At 49.7% G+C, this 21,603-nt stretch carries 18 protein-coding genes and 1 tRNA gene; 15 read left to right on the forward strand and 4 right to left on the reverse strand.

From position 1 onward, the window contains the following. Positions 1 to 59: 59 nt before the first annotated feature. Positions 60 to 1,838 carry a tetratricopeptide repeat protein gene (locus MKO97_RS01670; RefSeq protein WP_241104342.1) on the reverse strand — a complete coding sequence of 593 codons (1,779 nt, stop codon included), beginning with the start codon at positions 1,836 to 1,838 and terminating at the stop codon, positions 60 to 62. A 62-nt stretch (positions 1,839 to 1,900) separates the two neighbouring features. Next, positions 1,901 to 3,172 carry a serine--tRNA ligase gene (gene serS / locus MKO97_RS01675; protein ID WP_241104343.1) on the reverse strand — a complete coding sequence of 424 codons (1,272 nt, stop codon included), beginning with the start codon at positions 3,170 to 3,172 and terminating at the stop codon, positions 1,901 to 1,903. 138 nt (positions 3,173 to 3,310) lie between these two features. Here serS and MKO97_RS01680 point away from each other — a divergent pair, with 138 nt between their 5' ends. Then, entirely contained in the window at positions 3,311 to 5,230 is a 1,920-nt protein-coding gene (locus tag MKO97_RS01680; protein ID WP_241104344.1) for a M1 family aminopeptidase, read from the forward strand. 327 nt (positions 5,231 to 5,557) lie between these two features. On the opposite strand, the gene MKO97_RS01685 is transcribed toward MKO97_RS01680, so the two are convergent. After that, complete coding sequence (locus MKO97_RS01685; protein WP_241104345.1) at positions 5,558 to 6,508, reverse strand: aldo/keto reductase; 951 nt, start codon at positions 6,506 to 6,508, stop codon at positions 5,558 to 5,560. A gap of 2 nt (positions 6,509 to 6,510) precedes the next feature. Then, on the reverse strand, positions 6,511 to 7,551 hold the full coding sequence (locus tag MKO97_RS01690; RefSeq protein ID WP_241104346.1) for a Gfo/Idh/MocA family oxidoreductase: 1,041 nt from the start codon (positions 7,549 to 7,551) through the stop codon (positions 6,511 to 6,513). Between the two features lie 161 nt (positions 7,552 to 7,712). Between MKO97_RS01690 and rseP the strand changes: the two genes are divergently transcribed. The 14 genes from rseP (at position 7,713) to MKO97_RS01760 (ending at position 21,601) form a co-directional block, all read left to right on the forward strand. Continuing rightward, complete coding sequence (gene rseP / locus MKO97_RS01695; RefSeq protein ID WP_241104347.1) at positions 7,713 to 9,053, forward strand: RIP metalloprotease RseP; 1,341 nt, start codon at positions 7,713 to 7,715, stop codon at positions 9,051 to 9,053. A gap of 75 nt (positions 9,054 to 9,128) precedes the next feature. Beyond that, positions 9,129 to 9,202, forward strand: a tRNA-Asn gene (locus tag MKO97_RS01700). A gap of 43 nt (positions 9,203 to 9,245) precedes the next feature. Then, a complete protein-coding gene (locus tag MKO97_RS01705) occupies positions 9,246 to 9,533 on the forward strand; it encodes a GIY-YIG nuclease family protein (RefSeq protein WP_241104348.1) in 288 nt (95 codons plus the stop codon). 91 nt (positions 9,534 to 9,624) lie between these two features. Further along, positions 9,625 to 9,912: a GIY-YIG nuclease family protein gene (locus tag MKO97_RS01710; RefSeq protein ID WP_241104349.1), complete on the forward strand. Its 288-nt coding sequence runs from the start codon at positions 9,625 to 9,627 to the stop codon at positions 9,910 to 9,912. 91 nt (positions 9,913 to 10,003) lie between these two features. Beyond that, positions 10,004 to 10,420: a GIY-YIG nuclease family protein gene (locus tag MKO97_RS01715; RefSeq protein WP_241105483.1), complete on the forward strand. Its 417-nt coding sequence runs from the start codon at positions 10,004 to 10,006 to the stop codon at positions 10,418 to 10,420. Then, positions 10,384 to 10,671 carry a GIY-YIG nuclease family protein gene (locus MKO97_RS01720; protein WP_241104350.1) on the forward strand — a complete coding sequence of 96 codons (288 nt, stop codon included), beginning with the start codon at positions 10,384 to 10,386 and terminating at the stop codon, positions 10,669 to 10,671. The genes MKO97_RS01715 and MKO97_RS01720 overlap by 37 nt, the downstream gene beginning before the upstream one ends. A 700-nt stretch (positions 10,672 to 11,371) precedes the next feature. Continuing rightward, entirely contained in the window at positions 11,372 to 12,415 is a 1,044-nt protein-coding gene (locus tag MKO97_RS01725) for an IS110 family transposase (RefSeq protein WP_241103846.1), read from the forward strand. A gap of 105 nt (positions 12,416 to 12,520) precedes the next feature. Beyond that, the gene (locus MKO97_RS01730; RefSeq protein ID WP_241104351.1) at positions 12,521 to 13,453 is read left to right on the forward strand and encodes a PLP-dependent cysteine synthase family protein; all 933 of its coding nucleotides are present in this window, start codon (positions 12,521 to 12,523) and stop codon (positions 13,451 to 13,453) included. Beyond that, the gene (locus MKO97_RS01735; RefSeq protein ID WP_241104352.1) at positions 13,450 to 13,911 is read left to right on the forward strand and encodes a Mov34/MPN/PAD-1 family protein; all 462 of its coding nucleotides are present in this window, start codon (positions 13,450 to 13,452) and stop codon (positions 13,909 to 13,911) included. The genes MKO97_RS01730 and MKO97_RS01735 overlap by 4 nt, the downstream gene beginning before the upstream one ends. Next, a complete protein-coding gene (moeB, locus tag MKO97_RS01740; protein ID WP_241104353.1) occupies positions 13,896 to 15,308 on the forward strand; it encodes a molybdopterin-synthase adenylyltransferase MoeB in 1,413 nt (470 codons plus the stop codon). The genes MKO97_RS01735 and moeB overlap by 16 nt, the downstream gene beginning before the upstream one ends. 16 nt (positions 15,309 to 15,324) lie before the next feature. After that, positions 15,325 to 15,963, forward strand: coding sequence for a peroxiredoxin (locus tag MKO97_RS01745; RefSeq protein WP_241104354.1), 639 nt, complete (start codon positions 15,325 to 15,327; stop codon positions 15,961 to 15,963). A gap of 432 nt (positions 15,964 to 16,395) precedes the next feature. Beyond that, entirely contained in the window at positions 16,396 to 17,058 is a 663-nt protein-coding gene (locus tag MKO97_RS01750; RefSeq protein ID WP_256463647.1) for a response regulator transcription factor, read from the forward strand. A gap of 17 nt (positions 17,059 to 17,075) precedes the next feature. Next, the gene (locus MKO97_RS01755; RefSeq protein ID WP_241104356.1) at positions 17,076 to 18,527 is read left to right on the forward strand and encodes a hypothetical protein; all 1,452 of its coding nucleotides are present in this window, start codon (positions 17,076 to 17,078) and stop codon (positions 18,525 to 18,527) included. Further along, the gene (locus MKO97_RS01760) at positions 18,524 to 21,601 is read left to right on the forward strand and encodes a S8 family serine peptidase (protein WP_241104357.1); all 3,078 of its coding nucleotides are present in this window, start codon (positions 18,524 to 18,526) and stop codon (positions 21,599 to 21,601) included. The genes MKO97_RS01755 and MKO97_RS01760 overlap by 4 nt, the downstream gene beginning before the upstream one ends. The last annotated feature ends 2 nt before the right edge of the window (positions 21,602 to 21,603 follow it).

Consider the following 21,603-nt stretch of genomic DNA (forward strand, 5'->3'; position numbering starts at 1 on the left):
AATTAGGAGTTAGGGGTGAGGAGTCAGGAGTTAGGATTACATCCCAAACCAACATCCTACTAGGTATTGCCATCGCCGCGTAACTGACGGAACTTCTTGCGGGCTTCGACGAAGAAGATGCTGTCCTGGTGGTTGAACAGGATTTTCTCATAGAGCGCCTTCGCCTTTTCAATGTCCTTCAGTTGGGTATAATAGATTTCCGCCGCATAGAACAGTGCTTCGTCTATATAAATGCTTTCCGGATACTTGTCGACAATCGTCTGGTAATGCGCCAGGGCGTCCTGGTAATTGCCAAGTCTCTCATCGATGCGGCCGATACGCAGGTGTGACACATCTTCAATCTCGGTGATGGTGTGTTTTTTCAGGATGTCTTCAAATTCCGCCGATGCGTCGCGCAACTGGTTTTTATAGAGCGTAAAGTCGGCATGCGCGAACCGCTTGAGGTCGGTGCGGGTCGAATCGGATACGGTATGGTCGCTGATCAACAGGAAGTACTCCATCGCATCGTTCGCGATCAGTTGGGTCGAGGCCGATTTCAGTTCCTTGAACTGCTTCTGGGCCCAGTCAAAATCGCCTTGGAAATAGCTGGTGCGGGCGGCTTTGAAACTGGCTTCGTGGCCTAATTCCGAATTCTTGACATCGTCCTGTATCTGGGCGTAATAGAGTGAGGCCTGGTTGAACTTCCCTTCAAACAACAGGATATCCGCCAGTTCCATCTTGACATCGGCCATCTGGAAGGTATTCAGGTTCAGGTCGAGGGCCGCTTTAAGGATCGCCCGGCCTTTTTCAGGATTATTGAGTTGGAAGGTTACGAAACGGGCCTGCAATTCCTGTAACGGAAGGGAAACCGGGTTGATGCCGAATTCGGCGAGTCGGGCGTCCAATTCGGCCTGTATCGCCGGATAGTCTTTCTCGGTGGCCCGCTGGATACTGAGATCGATCAGGAACTCGTGTGCATCGACCCGCAATTGCAGGTCCGCTGTATTCTCGAGGATGAACGCATACATCTCCCGTGCCGCCTCGTCGTCGCCTTCCTGCGCGGCCAGACCGGCCAGGTTGACAATATTGGCAAAACTCTCGGGTTGCCGACGGTAGATGGCTTTCTCCTGCGCAAAGGCTTTTGCATAGTCTTTCGACTGTACGAAAAACCAACTCAGGAACTGGTTCCAGAAGAGATCCTGGGTTTTCTGTGCCCGCACCAACAATGCTTTACGCAATTGGTCGTTGAACGATGCCTCGGCATCCTCGGTCATGAACCGCATCAACTGGGTCTGGATCATGATGTAGCTCTGCTGGTTGCGGAAGGCCTCGTCGAGGAACTTGTCGATCATCTTGGCCGTATCGCCCAATTGACCGTAAAGTACCGCGATCTGTATGTTGAAATTGATCTTCGGATCAAGCGTTGATGCTTTTTCATACGCCCGGAGCGCATACTCCAACAACACTTTTTTCTCGAAAACCGGCGCAACGGCATAGGCATTCGCCGGATTATCCTCAATTTTCGAAAGCGCCTCTTCGTAGTATTTCTTCGCCTTGGTCTCGTCTTTCTTCAACTGGTAATTATAGCCGATTTCGACGAGCAGGGCCGGCTGTTTGTATTTCGACTGCCGTTCCGACAGCGCACTCTCAGCCTTGTCATACTGCTGCAATTGCTGGTAGCATTCGATAAGCCGCTGGAAGAACATGAAATTGGCCGGCTGCACCTTTAGCAGGTCTTCATAGCTGACCAGGGCCTTCTCGAAATCGCCCTTATCGAAATAATGCTGCGCGAGCTGGTCGTTCTGAGCCGAGACGGCGAACGGCAGCAAGCAGGCAAGCAGGAAAAAGAGTCGTTTCATGATGTTCCGGATAACCTTCCCAATATAACAATAACTTTCCGGAATTCGTATGTGCCGGCGGCTTAATCGATGATGTCGAAACCGGTATACGGACGCAATACTTCCGGGATGACGATACCTTCCGGTGTTTGGTAGTTCTCCAGGATACCCGCCAACACCCGTGGCAAGGCCAATGAACTTCCGTTTAGGGTGTGCGCGAGGTGGTTCTTCCCTTCTTTATCGCGGAAACGCAGTTTGAGACGGTTCGACTGGAAGGTCTCGAAGTTCGATACCGAACTGATCTCAAGCCAACGGTCCTGTGCGGTTGAAAACACTTCGAAATCGTAGGTCAACGCAGACGCAAATCCCATGTCGCCACCGCACAGACGCAAGACGCGGTACGGTAGTTTCAGTTCGTCGAGGATGCCTTTTACGTGTTCCACCATCCCGTCAAGGGCCTCGTAGGAGCGATCAGGGTGCTCGATGCGCACGATTTCCACTTTGTCGAATTGGTGCAGGCGGTTGAGTCCACGCACATGCGCGCCATACGAGCCCGCCTCACGACGGAAACACGGTGTATAGCCTGTTGCCAAAACCGGCAATTCGCTTTCCGGCAGGATGACGTCGCGCCAGAGGTTCGTAACCGGCACTTCAGCAGTCGGGATTAGGTAAAGGTCGTCCGCCGTCACATGGTACATCTGGCCTTCCTTATCCGGAAGTTGTCCGGTTCCGTAACCCGACGCTTCGTTGACCAAATGCGGCACCTGGAACTCTTCATATCCGGCGGCGGTATTTTTATCGAGGAAATAGGTGATTAGCGCGCGTTGTAGTTTCGCACCCTTCCCTTTGTAAACCGGAAAACCGGCACCTGAAATCTTGACTCCGAGCTCAAAATCGATGATATCGTATTTTTTGGCCAGGTCCCAGTGCGGAAGCGCCCCTTCGTGCAGCGTAGGGATGTCGCCCGTTTGGAACACGGTGATGTTGTCGTCGGCACTTTTCCCTTCCGGTACGATAGCCGCAGGAGTATTGGGCAGGGTGTAAAGCTTTTGTTGGAGGTCATGGGTGAACCCGTCGAGTTTCTCCGACAGTTCTTTGCTGCGCTCTTTAAGGGATACGGTTTTTTCCTTTAGGATGGCCGCCTTCGCCTTTTCGCCGTTACGCATCAGTTCGCCGATGTCACGCGAGAGTTTGTTCGACTCCGCCAGGATGGTATCGAGTTCCACCTGGGTGGCACGGCGCTGTTCGTCGAGCCGGATGGCGGCATCTACGTCGGCAGCGGCATCGATGTTGCGTTTGGCGAGGGCTTTCACGACCTGGTCGCGGTTCTCACGGATGTGGGCGATCTGTAACATGTTTCTTGTTTTTGTCCGTTTGTGCGGATTGCGGCTGCAAATTTAACCAAATCCGTGAAAAAACCGCTGACAGCGCACAAAACAGCCGCGATCTTTTCAATGTGTTTTTCCTATATTTGAGGTCGCAATGAAAAAGCCATGAAAAAGTACTGCCTACCCCTGCTTTTGGCGTTCGTGCTTCCGCTTTCCGCCCAACATGCCAGGGATGAAAAACAATCCCTCATCGAATCGGAAAGGAAGTCAGCCGCCTCACTGATGAACGTACAGGTCAACCCGAACACGCTGAACTACGACATCACCTACCACAAACTCGAATTTACCGTCGACCCCGCGGTGTTTTTCATCACCGGAAAAGTGACCACGACCTTTACGGCACTTTCCACTATGTCGACCGTGACCTTCGACCTGACAAGCGAACTGACGGTATCGTCGGTCAAAACAACCTCGAACACCAACCTGGCCTTTACACAGAACAACAACGATGAGCTCATCATCACGTTGCCCGTTACCTTGACGGCCGGCAACAGTTACTCGGTGGTCATCAGCTATTCGGGCCAGCCTTCTACAGGTGAAAATGCCTTCAGCACTTCCACCCACAGCGGGACGCCGGTTCTATGGACATTGTCAGAGCCGTTTGGTGCCCGCGACTGGTGGCCGTGCAAGCAAGACCTCAACGACAAGATCGACAGCGTTGATATTTACCTTACGACACCTGCCAACTACACGGCCGCTACCAATGGCCTTGAAGTAACGTCGGTAACCAACGGCGGGAACAAGACGACCCATTTCCATCATGGCTATCCTATTCCGGCCTACCTGATCGCCATCGCCGTGACCAATTACAGTGTCTACACCCAAACCGCGGGAACGGCACCCAACACCTTCCCGATCGTAAACTACCTCTATCCGGAAAGCCTGGCGTCGAATACCAACAATTTAGGCGTTACGCCGCCGATCATGACGTTTTTTGAAAACACGTTCGGAACCTATCCTTTTGCGTCTGAAAAATACGGGCATGCGCAATTTGGCTGGGGCGGAGGTATGGAACATACGACCGTCTCGTTTATGGGTAACTTCAGCCGCGGACTCATCGCACACGAACTGGGCCACCACTGGTTCGGCGATAAAGTGACCTGCGGCACCTGGAAAGACATCTGGCTGAACGAAGGTTTTGCCACCTACATGGCTTCGATGGTCATTGAGCAATTTGATGGCGAAGCGGCATTCACCGCCGATAAAGGCGATATGATTTCGTATATCACCTCACAGCCGGGCGGTGCCGTATACCTGACGGATACCGAAGCCCTCAACGTCAACCGCATTTTTAGCAGCCGCCTTTCGTATGACAAAGGCGCGATGGTGCTTAACATGCTGCGTTTCAAGATGGGCGACACGGCCTTTTTCCAGGCGCTACAGAACTACCTCAACGACCCGGCACTTGCCTACAAATATGCGGTAACGGCTGACCTGAAGGCACACCTCGAGGCCGTCTATGGCGCAAGCCTGACCGAGTTCTTCAACGACTGGGTGTATAATCAGGGTTATCCGTCTTATAACATCGTTGCCCATAACATTGCAGCCGGACAGGTGCAATTCACCGTCAACCAAACCCAGTCGCACCCGTCGGTCACGTTTTTCGAGATGCCGGTGCCCGTGCGGGTTTTTGGTGCAGGTGGACAACAACTGGACCTCGTCCTCGACAACACCTCGAACGGACAAATCATCGTTAAAAATGTACCTTTTACGGTCACCAGCGTATCGTTTGACCCCACGAACGAGTTGATTTCAGACAACAACAGCATTTCGCTTTCGGCCGATGATTTCGATATCACTGCGGTCCGCCTTTACCCGAACCCCGTCGCCTCACAACTCACGCTCGACCTACCGGCAGCGGTGGCTATACATGAGGTCGCGATTTATGACATGGTAGGCAAAAAGGTGCGGTCCCTCAATACGGCGCAACTCTCATGGGATGTGGCACCACTTGCGTCCGGCGCCTACATTTTGCGTGTTGAAACGGAAAAAGGCGTGGCGACCTTGAAGTTCTTGAAGGGCTGAGGAGGTCTGTCTGGAAGATAACTGCCGACTGCGACTGCCGACTGCGACTGCCAACTACTGCGACTGAGACTGCGACTGCCTACTGAATAAGAACCCTCCTGCGTCGCGATAAGAGATGGTGCGTGGCAATGAAGCTACGTCCTCGCCTGGAAGTATCACTGCCAACTGCCTACTGCCCACTTCTGCGACTGCGACTGCCAACTGAATGGGATCCCTCCTGCGTCGGGATGACAGGTGGTGCATAGTAATGAAGCTACGTGCTCGCCTGGAAGTATCACTGCCAACTGCCCACTGCCCACCGCCAACTACTGCGACTGCGACTAAAAATCACCACGCGCTCGCCGACGTCAACTCCGCTATATGTCCGGCGGTAACTTCAAGCAGCGGTGCCGCGATTAGGCTTTGCAACTGCTCCGGGCTGGTGGCACTGACAATCGGCGCCGTAACCGACGGGCGGTGAAGGAGCCAGGCCAGCGCCAATGCTGCCTGCGTCGTGTTGAGTTCAGCAGCTACTTTGTCGAGGGCCGCAAGAATCCGGAAGCCGCGTTCATTCAGGAATTTCCCCATATTCCCGCCTCGGACACTTTGACTGAAATCTGCCTCAGATCGGTACTTTCCCGTAAGGAAACCGGCCGCCAGCGAAAAATACGGTACTACGCCCAAACCGTGGCCCATGGCGAGCGTCTCGAACCGGCTTTCATAGACCTGTCGGTCGTAGAGGTTGTAGTGGGGCTGTAGGCTTTGATAAGACGGAAAGCCGTTCGTAGCACTGGTGGCGAGCGATTCTTTCAACCGTTCCGGACTGAGGTTCGAAGCGCCAATCCAGCGTACTTTGCCTTCTTTCACCAATTGGTCGTAGGCCTCCAGCGTCTCCCCCACCGGCACCGACTCGTCGTCGCAATGCGTTTGGTAGAGGTCGATGTAATCGGTTCGTAGTCGTTTCAGGGAGGCATCTGCTGCTTTTAGTATGCACGCCTTTCGCAATCCCTTTTTACCGTCGCCCATATCGAAACCGACTTTGGTAGCGATGACTACGTCGTGGCGGTTCTTCCGCTTATGCAGCCAGTTGCCTATTACTGTCTCCGATTCACCGCCGGAGTTCCCCGGTGCCCAGCGCGAGTACACATCGGCTGTATCGATAAAGTTGAAACCCGCCGCTACAAATCCGTCGAGAATCTCGAATGAGCGGGCTTCGTCTATGGTCCATCCAAAGACATTTCCACCCAGCATCACCGGGTAGACCTCTAAATCGGAGGCACCCACCTGTCGTTTTTCCATAATTAAAGCGGTATATACGATTTGGCGGCACTACTCTGGATGGCCGCATCAATGATTCGCATGGTTTTGACGCCGTCCGACGCCGGAACCGGCACTTCTCCACCGCCTGTCAGCGACTGGTATAACGCCTCAAAAAAGTGGAGGTAATTGCCCGGAGGTGCGGCCAGGTGACGCCGTTCGATAATACCACCGTTTTCGATATGGAGGATGCCCTCGGCCCCATCCGGCTCGTAGCCCCAATTATGGGACGTCGGTCGGTTGCCTGCCTTAAGGTCGTTTTCCTGCACGTCAGCACGAGGTTTCAGGAACGATCCCTTTTTGCCATGCAATACATACGCGGCCTGCGGTTCCATCACAAAAAAACCGGCCTTGATCCGAACGCGGGTCTGCGGGTAATACAATAAAACGTCAATACAATCGTCGACCACCGATTCGTCGCGGGTCACGCGTAAATCTGCGAAAACCCCTTCCGGGAAACCGAACAACTGCACCGCCTGGTCGATCAGGTGTGAACCCAGGTCCTTGAGGATACCGGCGCCGTCGTTGGGTGTTTCCTTATGCTGTTTCGGACTCAAATTCGGATTATAGCGGTCGAAATGCAACTCGGCCTCCACAATCGGACCCAGCACCCCTTCGTTCAACACGTTTCGCACGAGTTGGAAATCGCTGTCCCACCGGCGGTTCTGGAAGACACAGATTTTCAATCCTTTCTGTGTTGCCAGTGCTTCAAGTTCTTCGGCTTCGGCCGCGTTCGAGGTGAAGGCTTTTTCTACCGACACATGTTTGCCTGCCTTAAGGGCGCGTTTGGCATAATCGAAATGCGTGGCGACGGGCGTGTTGACGATCACAAGATCGACATCGTCGTGGAGGACGGCGTCGAGCGACGGATAACTGCGTACACCGGGGTAATCTTCTTCTATTTTCTGTCGGGACCGCTCCCAGGAACCGCGCAGGTCAAAACCCGGATGCAGGTGGAGAAAAGGAGCATGGAATACTTGACCGGACATTCCATATGACAGGAGGGCCGTCTTTATTTTCTGCATGTTTCATGAGTTGTTTGCGTAAAGTTAGGGCGTGCCGGGCGGAACTTCCATGCGTCGATTTTACAATTAACAAACATTTAATTCCGCTTGACGGCCAAAACCACGGATTTGAAACAGAAAACCTTACTTTTGTGCGTTAACAAAAAAACTGCACTATCCGGATGGAGATCGTCATCAAACTCTCACAGTTTCTTCTCAGCCTTTCGCTGCTCATCATACTTCACGAATTCGGCCATTATTTTCCAGCCAAGCTCTTCAAGACCCGCGTCGAGAAGTTCTACCTGTTCTTCGATATCAAATTCTCGCTTTTCAAGAAGAAGATAGGCGAAACCGTATACGGCATTGGCTGGCTGCCGCTGGGTGGATACGTCAAAATATCGGGCATGATCGACGAGAGCATGGACACCGAACAAATGGCACAACCGGCGCAACCGTGGGAATTCCGCTCGAAACCGGCCTGGCAACGCCTCATCATCATGTTGGGCGGTGTGACGGTCAATTTCATCCTGGCATTTGTGATTTGTATCGGTATGACGTTTGCCTATGGCGACCTTTACCTGAAAAACTCTGAACTGAAAGACGGCGTCGAAGTAAGCGATATGGCCAAAAAGTTAGGCTTTGCGACCGGTGACAAGATTGTGGCCATCGATGGCGAAAAAATCGAGAAGTTCAACGAGGTCAACCCAAAACTGCCGTTTGCGCACACCGTTACGATCGACCGCAACGGCACGACCAAAACCCTGACGCTTCCGGAGAACCTGCTGGGCGACCTGTCGAAATCACAGAAAGGCCCGCTGGTATACCCACGCAACCTGTTTGCCGTGCGGGAAGTAGATGCAAAAAGTCCGAATGCCAAAGTATTGCAGCCCAAAGACGCCATCGTTTCCTTCAATGGCGTTGATCTTCCTTATTTCGATGAAGTAATGGCCATGCGCGACAGCCTGAAGGGCAAAACCGTGGATGCCGTGGTGTTGCGCGACCAGAAACGCGTGCCAGTGAAGATCAGCGTATCGGCTAAGGGAACACTGGGTATCTTCCCAAGTGCGGTTGACGACAAGAGCCTTGAAAAACTGGGCGTTTATAAGTTTGACCGTGCAGAATATGGTTTCTTTGAATCGATTCCGGTTGGGATTGGCAAAGGCGCCGACCTCTTCGCCAGCTACTGGAAGCAACTGAAAGCGATTTTTACCCCATCGACGGGCGCGTATAAAGGCGTAGGCGGCTTCTTCGCGATCTTCAACGTATTCCCGGAGAGTTGGAGTTGGGAAGTGTTCTGGGGGATTACCGCGTTTTTATCGGTAATGCTCGGCGTATTGAACCTGCTGCCGATACCGGCCCTCGACGGCGGACACGTGATGTTCCTGTTGTTTGAGATGGTTACGGGCCGCAAACCAAGCGATAAATTCTTAGAGCGTGCCCAGATGGTAGGGATCATTATGTTGTTATCCCTGGTGCTGTTTGCGAACGGCAACGACATCTTCCGGGCCATCATGAGAAAGTGATGAAATTTTACGGCAATTATTTGGAGAAAATAATTTTCGACGTATATTTGCCCCGCTTTAAAAGGCAACACGCCTTCCTCCTTAGCTCAGTTGGTTAGAGCATCTGACTGTTAATCAGAGGGTCCTTGGTTCGAGCCCAAGAGGGGGAGCAACAAATCCTGGCAGAAATGCCGGGATTTTTTGTTTTACGCCATGTATACAGTATATGTTCTTTTTTCCGAAAAACTAAACCGCTTCTACATCGGGGCCACTTCCGATTTTGGCACGAGGTGGCACTACCACCAACACGCAGAAAACCACAAGTTCACCCATAAAGCCAGTGACTGGACGCTGTTTTTGTCGATTGAATGCGCGACCAAAACACAGGCGTTTGCCGTTGAAAAACATATCAAGGCAATGAAAAGTAAGACTTATATCCAAAACCTGAAAAAGTACCCCGAAATGACCCAAAAACTCCTCCAAAAATATGGCGACTGTTAATCATAGCCCCGATAGCTATCGGGGTTGGTTCGAGCCCAAGAGGGGGAGCAACAAATCCTGGCAGAAATGCCAGGATTTTTTGTTTTACGCCATGTATACAGTATATATTCTTTTTTCCGAAAAACTAAACCGCTTCTACATCGGGGCCACTTCCGATTTTGACACCAGATGGCACTACCACCAACACGCAGAAAACCACAAGTTCACCCATAAAGCCAGTGACTGGATACTTTTTTTATCAATCGCATGTACAAACAAGACGCAGGCGTTCGCCGTTGAAAAACACATCAAGGCAATGAAAAGCAAGACTTATATCCAAAATCTGAAGAAGTACCCCGAAATGACACAAAAACTCCTCCAAAAATATGGCGACTGTTAATCATAGCCCCGATAGCTATCGGGGTTGGTTCGAGCCCAAGAGGGGGAGCAACAAATCCTGGCAGAAATGCCGGGATTTTTTGTTTTACGCCATGTATACAGTATATGTTCTTTTTTCCGAAAAACTAAACCGCTTCTACATCGGGGCCACTTCCGATTTTGGCACGAGGTGGCACTACCACCAACACGCAGAAAACCACAAGTTCACCCATAAAGCCAGTGACTGGACGCTGTTTTTGTCGATTGAATGCGCGACCAAAACACAGGCGTTTGCCGTTGAAAAACATATCAAGGCAATGAAAAGCAAGACTTATATCCAAAACCTGAAAAAGTACCCCGAAATGACACAAAAAACTCCTCCAAAAATATGGCGACTGTTAATCATAGCCCCGATAGCTATCGGGGTTGGTTCGAGCCCAAGAGGGGGAGCAACAAATCCTGGCAGAAATGCCAGGATTTTTTGTTTTACGCCATGTATACAGTATATATTCTTTTTTCCGAAAAACTAAACCGCTTCTACATCGGGGCCACTTCCGATTTTGACACCAGATGGCACTACCACCAACTCGCAGAAAACCACAAGTTCACCCATAAAGCCAGTGACTGGACGCTGTTTTTGTCGATTGAATGCGCGACCAAAACACAGGCGTTTGCCGTTGAAAAACATATCAAGGCAATGAAAAGTAAGACTTATATCCAAAACCTGAAAAAGTACCCCGAAATGACCCAAAAACTCCTCCAAAAATATGGCGACTGTTAATCATAGCCCCGATAGCTATCGGGGTTGGTTCGAGCCCAAGAGGGGGAGCAACAAATCCTGGCAGAAATGCCGGGATTTTTTGTTTGACGGCATTTACACCATCAAGTCTTCCAACCGACGAAAACAAAAAATGTTTGCTTTCTAAAAAATAACTTCCGACATTTGGATATCCAAGAACAGGAAAATGAAACGAATGATGTGCACTTTGTGTTGTATGATGTGGAAAACTCCGCAGAGCACGCCTATTGCATAATTTTAGTTTTTAAAAATATACGAAGGAACCTCTGCCAACCGCAGGGGTTTTTTATTGCCCGGATGTACACTAACCCAACTTAAAAACAATGATCTCCACTACCCACATGACGGCTATGATGTGCAACTGTTGCTTCGGTTACAGGCGTTATGGCTATGGGTGGACGTAGCCATTTTACATTCGCAAACGCATAAAGCTCCACCACCGTGGGGCTTTTATTTTTACTGAGAATTTCAAGATCAGTACATTGTTGTTATTCAAAGTGTGTTGATCATTTGCGTGCGAGGTTTTGGGGGCTAGGTAAATCTGTAGTGTTATACCGTAAAAAAGACTTCACCCGCATGCTTTATTCTCAGGAGTCAGAACAGTACTTAAGGCCGCGTTACGAGCCTGGATAAGACAAAAGCAAAGACGAAGGAGAATTGTCAACACTTAAAATTCTTACTTATGTCTATCGTAAAACAATCGGTCGGAATCGACATCTCAAAATCAACCTTCACCGCGTGTCATTGCCAACAGGATAGCAAGGGTGCTCTGGTGTTCAGCAAATCAGTTGATTTTTCTAATGACAAAACGGGCTTCAATCAGTTTACTCGCTGGGTAAGAAGCGTAAGTACTCCCGAATCTGAGCTAGTCTTTCTTATGGAGGCGACAGGTGTCTATTATGAGGCGCTTGCCTATCATCTCTACAAGATCAAAAAGACGGTTCATGTGGTGTTGCCCAATACATCGAGCCATTACTTCTCAAGTTTGAACGTAAAGACCAAAACCGATCATCTGGATGCTAAAGTCTTGAGCCAGTTTGGGGTGGAACGCAAACATAGGACATGGGTTCCTCCCAGCCCAGTGCTCCGTGGACTCCGTAACCTTACTCGCTATTATGTCCAGTTGCAGGAACAGCGAACGGCCTTAGGCAACATAAAACACAGTAAGGAAAATTCTTTTGAGGTTCAGCAGTTTATCTTCAGAAGCAACCAAAAGCTCATAAAGGAGATTGACAAACAGATCCAAGTAGTCAAAAAAGCAATCGAGAAACAGATAGCCTCAGACGCAGGTCTTCAGGACAAGGTAAACAAAATAAACACCATAAAAGGCGTAGGGTTGATTACAATAGCCACGATCATCGCTGAAACCGATGGTTTCTACCAGATACGAAACGCAAGGCAACTTGCAAGCTTTGCCGGTTACGATGTTGTACAACGGGAGTCGGGTACATCCATAAAAGGTAAAACACGCATATCCAAAAAAGGAAACCGATACATAAGGAATGCCCTCTACTTCCCTGCAATGGTGGCCTGTCGTTTCAATCCCGATATGAAGCAAACCTATCTTAGAATCAACCAAAACAAACCCTCGAAGATGATAGGTCAGGTGGCCATACAGCGAAAACTCCTCCTGCTGATGTATACTTTATGGAAGAACGATACCGTATTCATTGAAGGATATAAAAAAGATAGTCCCGCACCAAAGGAGCAGGACTATGCAGGATAGTTCAAAAGCGGACTTCCTTAATGGACTCAAAAATACCTTTTTTCGTCGAATGCTTGCTTATTAAAACAGTACCTTTTTTTATACCTCAACCCAAAACCACCCGCTATGGAACTTACACTCGAAAAGAGCTTACTCGAAAAAGCCAGTGCCTTAGAATCGCAAATCGGTAACACGCCCTTATGGCCCATTGAAAACCTTCATAAAAACCCGAGGGTCAAACTCTACGCCAAAGTGGAATGGGAACAATTGTCGGGTTCCATAAAAGCAAGGGCCGCCTTTGCCATCATCAAAAAAGCGATACAAAACGGAAGTTTGGAAGAAGGACGTACCCTTTTGGATGCCACCAGCGGCAATACCGGAATCGCCTATGCATCCATCGCAAAGGCATTAGGCCTCAATGTGACGCTTTGCCTTCCGGAAAATGCGTCGAAAAAACGACGCGAAATCCTGCAGGATTTGGGTGCCGACATCCTCTACACCTCCCGGTTTGGAGGCACGGATGAAGCGCAACAGGTGGCGAAACAACTGGCCGACGCCCATCCTGAAAAATACTTTTACGCCAACCAGTATGCCAACCACCAGAACTGGCTGGCCCACTACCATACGACCGGGGCCGAAATCATCAATGAATTGCCCAACATCACGCATTTCGTAGCAGGCCTCGGCACCACCGGAACGTTCGTGGGCACGGGCAGGCGTCTGAGGGCGTTCAATACTTCCATTCAACTAATCGCCTTACAACCGGATTCGCCCCTGCACGGCCTGGAAGGCTGGAAACACCTTGAAACCGCCGATATACCTGAGATTTTTGATCCCGTCATCGCCAATCAAACCCTTGAGGTCAGCTCCACCGCGGCTTATGACCTCATTAAAAGGTTTTACGACGAAAACGGAGTTTTGTTGAGTCCGTCTTCCGCAGCGAACCTTGCGGGTGCCCTGGCCGTTGCCGATACCCTCAAAGAAGGGACTATCGTGATCGTTTTTCCGGACGATGCCCATAAATACAGCGAAATAACCTCTAAAATACTAGCGCCATGATCCATATCGAGCCCAACATCATCAACCAGTTATCAGACCACGCCCTTCGAAAATTCCCCGATGAATGCTGCGGGTTTCTACTTGGTTTCGAAACGGCCAAAAACCGCTTCGTCACAGAAATCATCGTACTGCAAAATGCCAAGGAGGGCGATAAGAGAAGACGATTTAAAATCGCACCTACCGACTATCTCAAGGCCGAGCGTTATGCTGATGAAAACGGACTTACGCTGCTGGGTGTCTACCACTCGCATCCCAAACATCCCTCCATCCCGAGCGAACATGACAGACGGGCGGCACAACCCTATTTCTCGTACCTGATTCTCTCGGTCGTAAAAAATCAGGTCAAAAGCATCCAATCCTGGGTGTTAAATGACGAACAGCAATTTGAAGAGGAACAAGTATTCGAAAACAAACAACTTAACAACTTTAAAATAAAAGACTTATGGCTACAATTGTAATTCCAACCCCGCTGCGGAAATTCACACAAAATCAAACCCGGATTGCGGTCAAGGGCAGCACCATCCGGGAGAGTTTGATCGACCTGACACAGCAATTTCCTGACTTGAAACGCTACCTCATCGACGAACAGCACCAACTGCGACGGTTCGTTACCGTTTTCTTAGACAACGATGACATCAGCGATCTGGACGAGGAAGAGACGCCCGTCAACGAAGCGAACATCATCAGTATTATTCCCGCCATTGCCGGCGGCGCTCCCGATGATAGTGCGTTCTCCAAAGCCGAACTCGAACGCTACAACCGCCACATCATCATTCCCGAATTTGGCCTGGAAGCGCAACGAAAACTAAAAGCAGCGAACGTATTGGTCGTCGGTTCCGGCGGTTTGGGAAGTCCACTGCTTTTGTATCTCGCCGCGGCCGGCGTCGGGCACATCGGCATCGTCGATTTTGATGTCGTGGATGACAGCAACCTGCAACGTCAGGTATTGTTTGGCGTGCGTGAAATTGGGAAGCCCAAGGTGGAGGCGGCAAAAGCGAGACTGGAGAGCCTGAACCCCTACATTAAAATTACTACCTATAATACCCAACTGACCTCCAAAAATGCACTGGAAATCATTAGCCAATACGATGTGGTCGCCGACGGCACGGACAACTTTCCGACCCGCTACCTGGTAAACGATGCGAGTGTCATTGCCGGGATCCCTAACGTGTATGCCAGTATCTTTCAGTTTGAGGGGCAGGTATCCGTTTTCAATTACACGGATGCGAATGGGCGAACCGGACCCAACTATCGGGATCTATACCCAACGCCACCCCCGGCCGGACTCATTCCCAATTGTGCAGAAGGAGGTGTGTTGGGCGTCTTACCCGGCATCATCGGCACCCTGCAGGCCAACGAAGTCATTAAAGTCATCACCGGTATTGGGACGCCTTTGAGTGGCCGCTTTTTTGTGTTGGATGCGCTCTCATTTGAAGCCAAAACATTCAACGTCACTAAAAAAGACAGCACACCCAAAATCACCGAACTCATCGATTACGAGCAGTTTTGCGGTGTGACGGCCGTCGAGGCGAAGACGAAGGAGATCGACGCGGCCGTCTTCCAAAGCTGGATTGCCAGAGGGGAAAAGGTGCAGGTCATCGATGTGAGGGAGCCTTCCGAATATGAGGAAGTGAATATCAACGGGCTACTCATCCCGTTAGCGACCGTTTCCGAACGGGCGAATGAGATTTCCAGGGTGAAAAAAGTGGTCGTCCACTGCAAACTGGGCGGACGAAGCGCGAAAGCGATCCGGGAACTTGAAGAAAAATTTGGCTTCGACAACCTCTACAATTTAAGAGGAGGTATTACCGCCTATCTCGACTACGAACAGGCAACAACAGTTCAAACAATCTAATTTAAAATTAAATCAAATGGCAACTTTACGACTGGGCGATGTGGCGCCCGACTTTACCGCAACCACTACAGAGGGAACGATCCATTTTTATGACTGGCTCGGCGATTCCTGGGGTATATTGTTTTCCCACCCGGCCGATTTCACCCCGGTTTGCACCACCGAATTGGGTGCTACCGCCAAACTGAAACCGGAATTTGAAAAGCGAAATGTCAAAATCATCGCGTTAAGCGTTGATCCGATTGAGAAGCATCACGAGTGGATTGGCGACATCAATGAAACCCAACATACCGAGGTCAATTTCCCGATCATTGCCGATTCCGACCACAAGATTTCAGAGCTGTATGACCTCATCCATCCCAATGCGAGCGAGACCTTTACCGTGCGCTCCGTTTTTATTATCGGCCCGGATAAAAAGGTGAAACTGATTATCTCGTATCCGGCCTCGACAGGCAGGAATTTCAATGAGTTATTGCGCGTGATTGACAGCCTGCAACTCACCGCCCAGTACTCCGTCGCCACACCCGCCAATTGGCAAGACGGCGAAGATGTGGTCATCGCTCCGACCGTGAAAGACGAGGATATCGCGGCGAAATTTCCGAAGGGATATACCCGAATAAAGCCTTACTTGCGGTTGACACCCCAACCCAACCGTTGACCAAGTGACTTTTTAAAATAATCCCAGGTAGCGGGTCTTTTCGATACGTCATAAACGTTTGTTAACTTTTTGCGCTTATGCGAACGGAATAAAAAAATTCGTACATTTGAGCAAACCCCTCTGTACGCGCAAACACACTTTGCGCGTACAGAGGGTTTTTATTTCTACCTCAATTGGTCCGGCAAGCGACTATTCGATCGTTTGGGCTGTTCGGTTGACTAGACAAAGAATAAGGATTAACTCCCATAACCGAACTACCATGAACCGGACATAAGTTAACAACATACGCCCACCGTGGCGGTGACACTACCCCCCGGTTTTCCAGGGGCACACTGCCGGTCATTTTGCCGGCATGTTTGACATTACTTCCTGCATAGCGACGATATGCCGGATCGTTTCGTTTTACTGATAAGCCATTTTACTTCCCCATACATGATCAAAATAGCCGTTGTTGACGACCATCAGCTTTTTAGAAACAGTCTTTCTATGTTACTAAATTCGATTGCCGGCACGAAGGTCGTGTTCGAGACCAGTGACGGCGCCCTGCTGCTGAAACACCTCAGGAAAAACACAATAGACGTCGCCATGATAGACGTCAGGCAACCCCACACTGAGCACTACAAATTTTGCCGGGCACTAACTAAAAAGAACCCAACCCTTAGGGTGATTGTCGTGTCACAACTCGACATCAACGAAAGTGCGCACCGTTATTTCAAATCGGGTGTTAGCGGGTTCCTGGGCAAGGACGCTTCAGCGGAACAACTGGCCAACTGTATCAGGAGCGTGACAGAAAAGCACCCGACGAATTTCGGCCTTTCGCATCTTTTGGCACAGGCTGCCGCGCTGCCACAAAAAAGCGAACTGATCCTACCGGAGGGTCGTAGGCTAATCGAGTTCTCGAAGCGGGAGATGGAAATTATCCGGCTTTCGTGCCGGGAACGCAGCAACAAACAGATAGCCGATGACCTCAGCATCAGTATCCGCACGGTCGAACAGCATCGCAAGCGGATGATGGAGCGCACCGGAACGAAGAACTTCATTGGTACCATTATGTTCGTTTTGAAACACCAGTTATTGCATATAGACGACCTATGAATTCACAGGTATACATAATGGTGGCAGGCAAGTACGGCGGTTCCGTTTCGAAAACAGGACAAATTGCGTGTTTTTACGTAACGCGACGCACAAGCAGATTCTTTAGCTTTATCAAGACCTACAATCCTGGAATGAAGACCTTTTTTTCCGTGTTTCTTTTATGCTTATCCACCCTGTCACTGGGGCAAAAACCCCACGTGCTGTACGTCCGTCTTCAGGACGCACGTACACAAGGTGACATTACTGGTGCAAAGGTTACCCTCGAAGGTATGGATATCCCTCCCATCACTGCAAAGTATGACAAACGGGGAAGGGTGTACTATTTTGAGAAACGCCCCGAACACTACACCACTGTTATGGTCAGACATGACAAATACAATGAAAAAGGGTTTCAGGCGCTGGGCAGTTTCCCCGACAGCATTCGGTTCATGTTGTATACGCCGTACCGGATTACGTCACCAAATCTGCCCCACTATTATAAAGAGGACGCTCAAAAACTGGTGATCCTGATGAATGACACGTTATATAACATAGCGGCAAAAGACCCTGATAGTAAAGAGGCAAAACGAGCTTTCGTGACTTCTTACTTTGGAAAGCATTATCCTGATTTGGAGATATTTGAAGGCTTCGGGAATATTTTTACCCTAAATGATTTTGCTTTTTACGTCGTGCGCAAAGACCGGAAGCCATTTGCCCGATTTAACGACAAACTTGTAATGAAGATGCAGGAGGATGAGAACATCCTGATGCTTTTTGGCATGATGCTCGAAACGGTTTCTACTAATGCTACAGGGGCAACCCGAACATTTTTCGCGGAAGATGGTACGCCCTCGTTTCTTCCTGAGCACATCCACTACCACTGTGATTCCCCAGACACGGTTCCGCCCAAGGCCGACCCAAATGAGAGCGAACTCTACTTGTCATATGCAGAGAAAAACCGAAGAGGGTTAATTCGAAACAACATCTATACACTTAAAAAGAAGGATCTGGATGTTTTATATGCACGCTATACAAGATATGGATCTACTGAAGAGTTGTACGATTTTTTCGACGGATATGACCGCTCCGACACCCTGCATCATCAATGCGGGCGGTATGTATTTCAGACAAAAAATCTGTTTCCTTATGTCGAACAGGAGTCGTCTGAGGGCGCAAGGATACCCTATCGACTGATTTCCGACGTAATGGCTCTGTCTTATTTTGCTATCGACGTCCACAATGGTGCTTATTACTTCAACCTTGACTACGGCTACAATCCGGCGCTCGTAAAAGTCTATGGTGGGATGAGTCCGAAAGACTACTACAAATCGAAAGCCAGCATCATACAACCCTACAGAAAAAAGAATGCGCCGCTTTATCGACTCAATATCGATGCGTCGCCATTTGGTGTAAAAGATATGATCGAATACTACCACGACAACGCAACGACCGAAATAGTTCAAAACATCAGGGAAATCCAAAGGTTATGATTACACCAAACAATAGATTCTTCAACCAGCAGTGGGGCCTCCGTCTCATTAAGGCACAACAGGCGTGGGAACTTCTCAATGGCGGCCCGGTAGTCACTGGTAACGCCAATGAAATTGCCTTTGGCAGTCCCGATATAAACATCGCGATCGTTGACACGGGTATTGAAACGAAAAACAACGTTCCGGTATCAAAAGCGCTTAACGGCGACCTTATAAATGGAAATGATAAGTTTTTGAAAAATGTCGTAAATGAAAGTAACTCTTATTTTGACTTTATCGATCTGATTACGGGCTCGCATGGCACCGAAGTGGGGGGCGTTGCGGCGGCCAAAGCGCAGATGGCCTCAGGATTACCCTATGACGGAATCGCTGTTGTGGGCGTGGCGCCGAATTGCGCCTTATATACACTTGTCAACGACAACGCCATTTTCAGATTCATCTTCATGCATGGACTGGCAGGTCTTGAAACAACTGCAGGGAGCCCAACTCTCTTCCCCTCTTTTATCAACTCTTTGAACAGTGCGTATAACATCACCTCCGATCTACCTAGTATCTCTCCGCTTTTCAAAAAACGTAACACCACGGACCAATTCAAGAAGTTATATGAATTTCTCAACAACCATTACGTTGACATTTTCAATCTCAGTCTCAAGCTTCCAAATGGTGCTTCAGCCACTGGCGAGAATTATTCAAAGGTGTTTTTTAATGAAATTACGTTTCTGGGTCGAAACGGCAGGGGTTCTGTAATTGTAGTAGGAGCGGGGAACGATGGGGCCGATATCGAGCCTGCTCCTGGTGATTTCGCCAATGAAATGGCGGCAAGTAATAAAGCCTTCGTGGTCGGGGCGGTTTCAGTTGATGATGGCTATAACTGGATTACCGGCGCGCCTTCGCCTAATACCAAAAAGTCGTCTTACAGTAATTATGGAAACCGGATTGACATTTGCGCACCCGGTGGTGGTGGTGGCAGGGCAGGGCAGGAAAACAATGAGATATTCACTACCACTGTTAGGGGAGGCGGAGAGTTTCACGATGACAGTCCGCTGAAAATCAAACTTAAATCCAAATACAATAAGCAAGAAAAAACACCAGTTGACCCCCTTAAATACGCATGGGTCGCATTAGAATTCGACAACACAAATGGGATTTTCGCAGGCCAGTACCTGAGTTTCGGTGATTTTACGACTCCTAATGGGTATAGAAAATACCAGATATACCAAGACCCGGCGGTTGTGGCAGTTACCCACAACGTGGTGGTGGTGCCAGGTATGAAAAAAGCCGACTACAATATGCTCGTCGATGCTGCTGACTTTGCTGCTTCTCCGGTCACTCCACAGACCATTGTGGAATTCACCCCTCTTTACGCTAGGGTCACACAGGTATTTCCCGACAAGAAGTTATTGGAAGTCGACAATCTAAACGGTGCCTTTTCGGGCTCCAAGGTATTCATTGGCTCACTGGGAGACGTCTCTGTCGGACACTCCCGCACCATTGCGGCAAATGGCATAACCTCCGGGACAAGTACTATAAAACTGACTTCGAATGTCAATGCGTCTGTCGGTGATTTTGTGGTATTTGAGTCGAAATCCACCAAAGCGGTGACCATGAACTCGAGCGGCACGAAAGAGATTACGGTCCAAGATGTTGAGGGCTTTTTTGTAGGAGGTCGTGTTTATATAGAAAGCAGTAGCCCGTCCCTGCATCCTTTTTTTACCGGAGGGTCCATTGCTGGCATAGATGCCGCAACTAAGAAATTGACCTTCTCCCTCCCCCTTTCGTTTTCCAATGCCGTCCCGCCCGCGTCAGTTGACATATTGGTAAAAAATGACGCCACCGGCAATATCACTCCCAACTTTAACGGAACGTCGGCCGCCACGCCATTCGTTTCAGGTGTGGCAGCGCTGGTATTGACAGCCAATAAAGAACTGAGCGCAGCAGAAGTGAAGCATATCATCAAGAAAACCGCTTCCAGTGCTGCAACCACCTCCGGAGCGGGAATCCCCGCCTATTCTCCAAATGCGGATGGCTATCCTCACAGCGCGCACTACGGAACAGGTTTGGTGGATGCACAAGCTGCCGTGCAGTTGGCGCTCAATTGGCATACCGATCCCAACGTCCAGAAACCCGTCATGTCATTTTTCGACAAAGCGGATGGTAGCATCGTGCCGGATACCGCTATGGTCGACAGCCCCGACATTTGGATCAAACCCCTTTCTGACACCAGCACCACCTTGCCTGGAGGAACACAACCTTATAATACGCTGGACACGACCACAGACCAAAAAATCTTCGTTCGGGTGCGGAACACGGGGAACCGGCAAAGTTTCAAGGAGGGCAATCTTCGGGTCTTCGTCGCCTTTACCGATGAAGCCTATCCCGCTTTCCCATTTCCCGCCAAGTGGACGCATTGGGTTGACAAAATCGATGAGGATCCCGCAATTAACGCCACGCTTCACAACAACGTAGTAACGGTTGCAATAGCCGACATCCCCTATATAGCCGGTGGTTCTGAACACATCTTCGAATTGGAATGGAAAGGAATTCGTGAAAACTGGGACCAGTGGAATCCGCTGAATAAGAAGGCCTACTTACTGGCCCATATTGCCCCGTTTGATGGTCGTGATACCGAATTGAGCCGCATCAATCTCCGAAACAATAAAAACCTGACGTGCAAGCCCGTTAATGTAACGCACTTCCAAGCCTTTTCGGTAGACGGCACAGGTACTGAAAGACCTATGCCCCAAGACGTATACAATCTAGCGGTCAATCCTACCGGCGCGCCAAAGGCCTTTCGATTCGCCATTTCAAACATCCTCGAAACGAGACTGAACGGACTGAAATTTACGTTCGAAAAGAAAAATAAAGCGACGGGGGCCGTTGAGCAGACCGTCGTATACCGGAAGTCTGGAACCACTTGGTCATTTGACACCGCGCCCACTGACGGGTGGGTAGCTGCGGCCCTGACCATCGTCGACTCGATCCTCAGTACACCCAACTATAAGAATGCCAAACTGGAAGTCACGCTTACAGTGGACGAAACCGTACTTGAAGTTACTTATGATGTTTCCCTTTAATC

This window comes from Flavobacterium sp. HJ-32-4 (assembly GCF_022532105.1).
In the GTDB taxonomy this organism is placed as follows: Bacteria; Bacteroidota; Bacteroidia; order Flavobacteriales; family Flavobacteriaceae; genus Flavobacterium.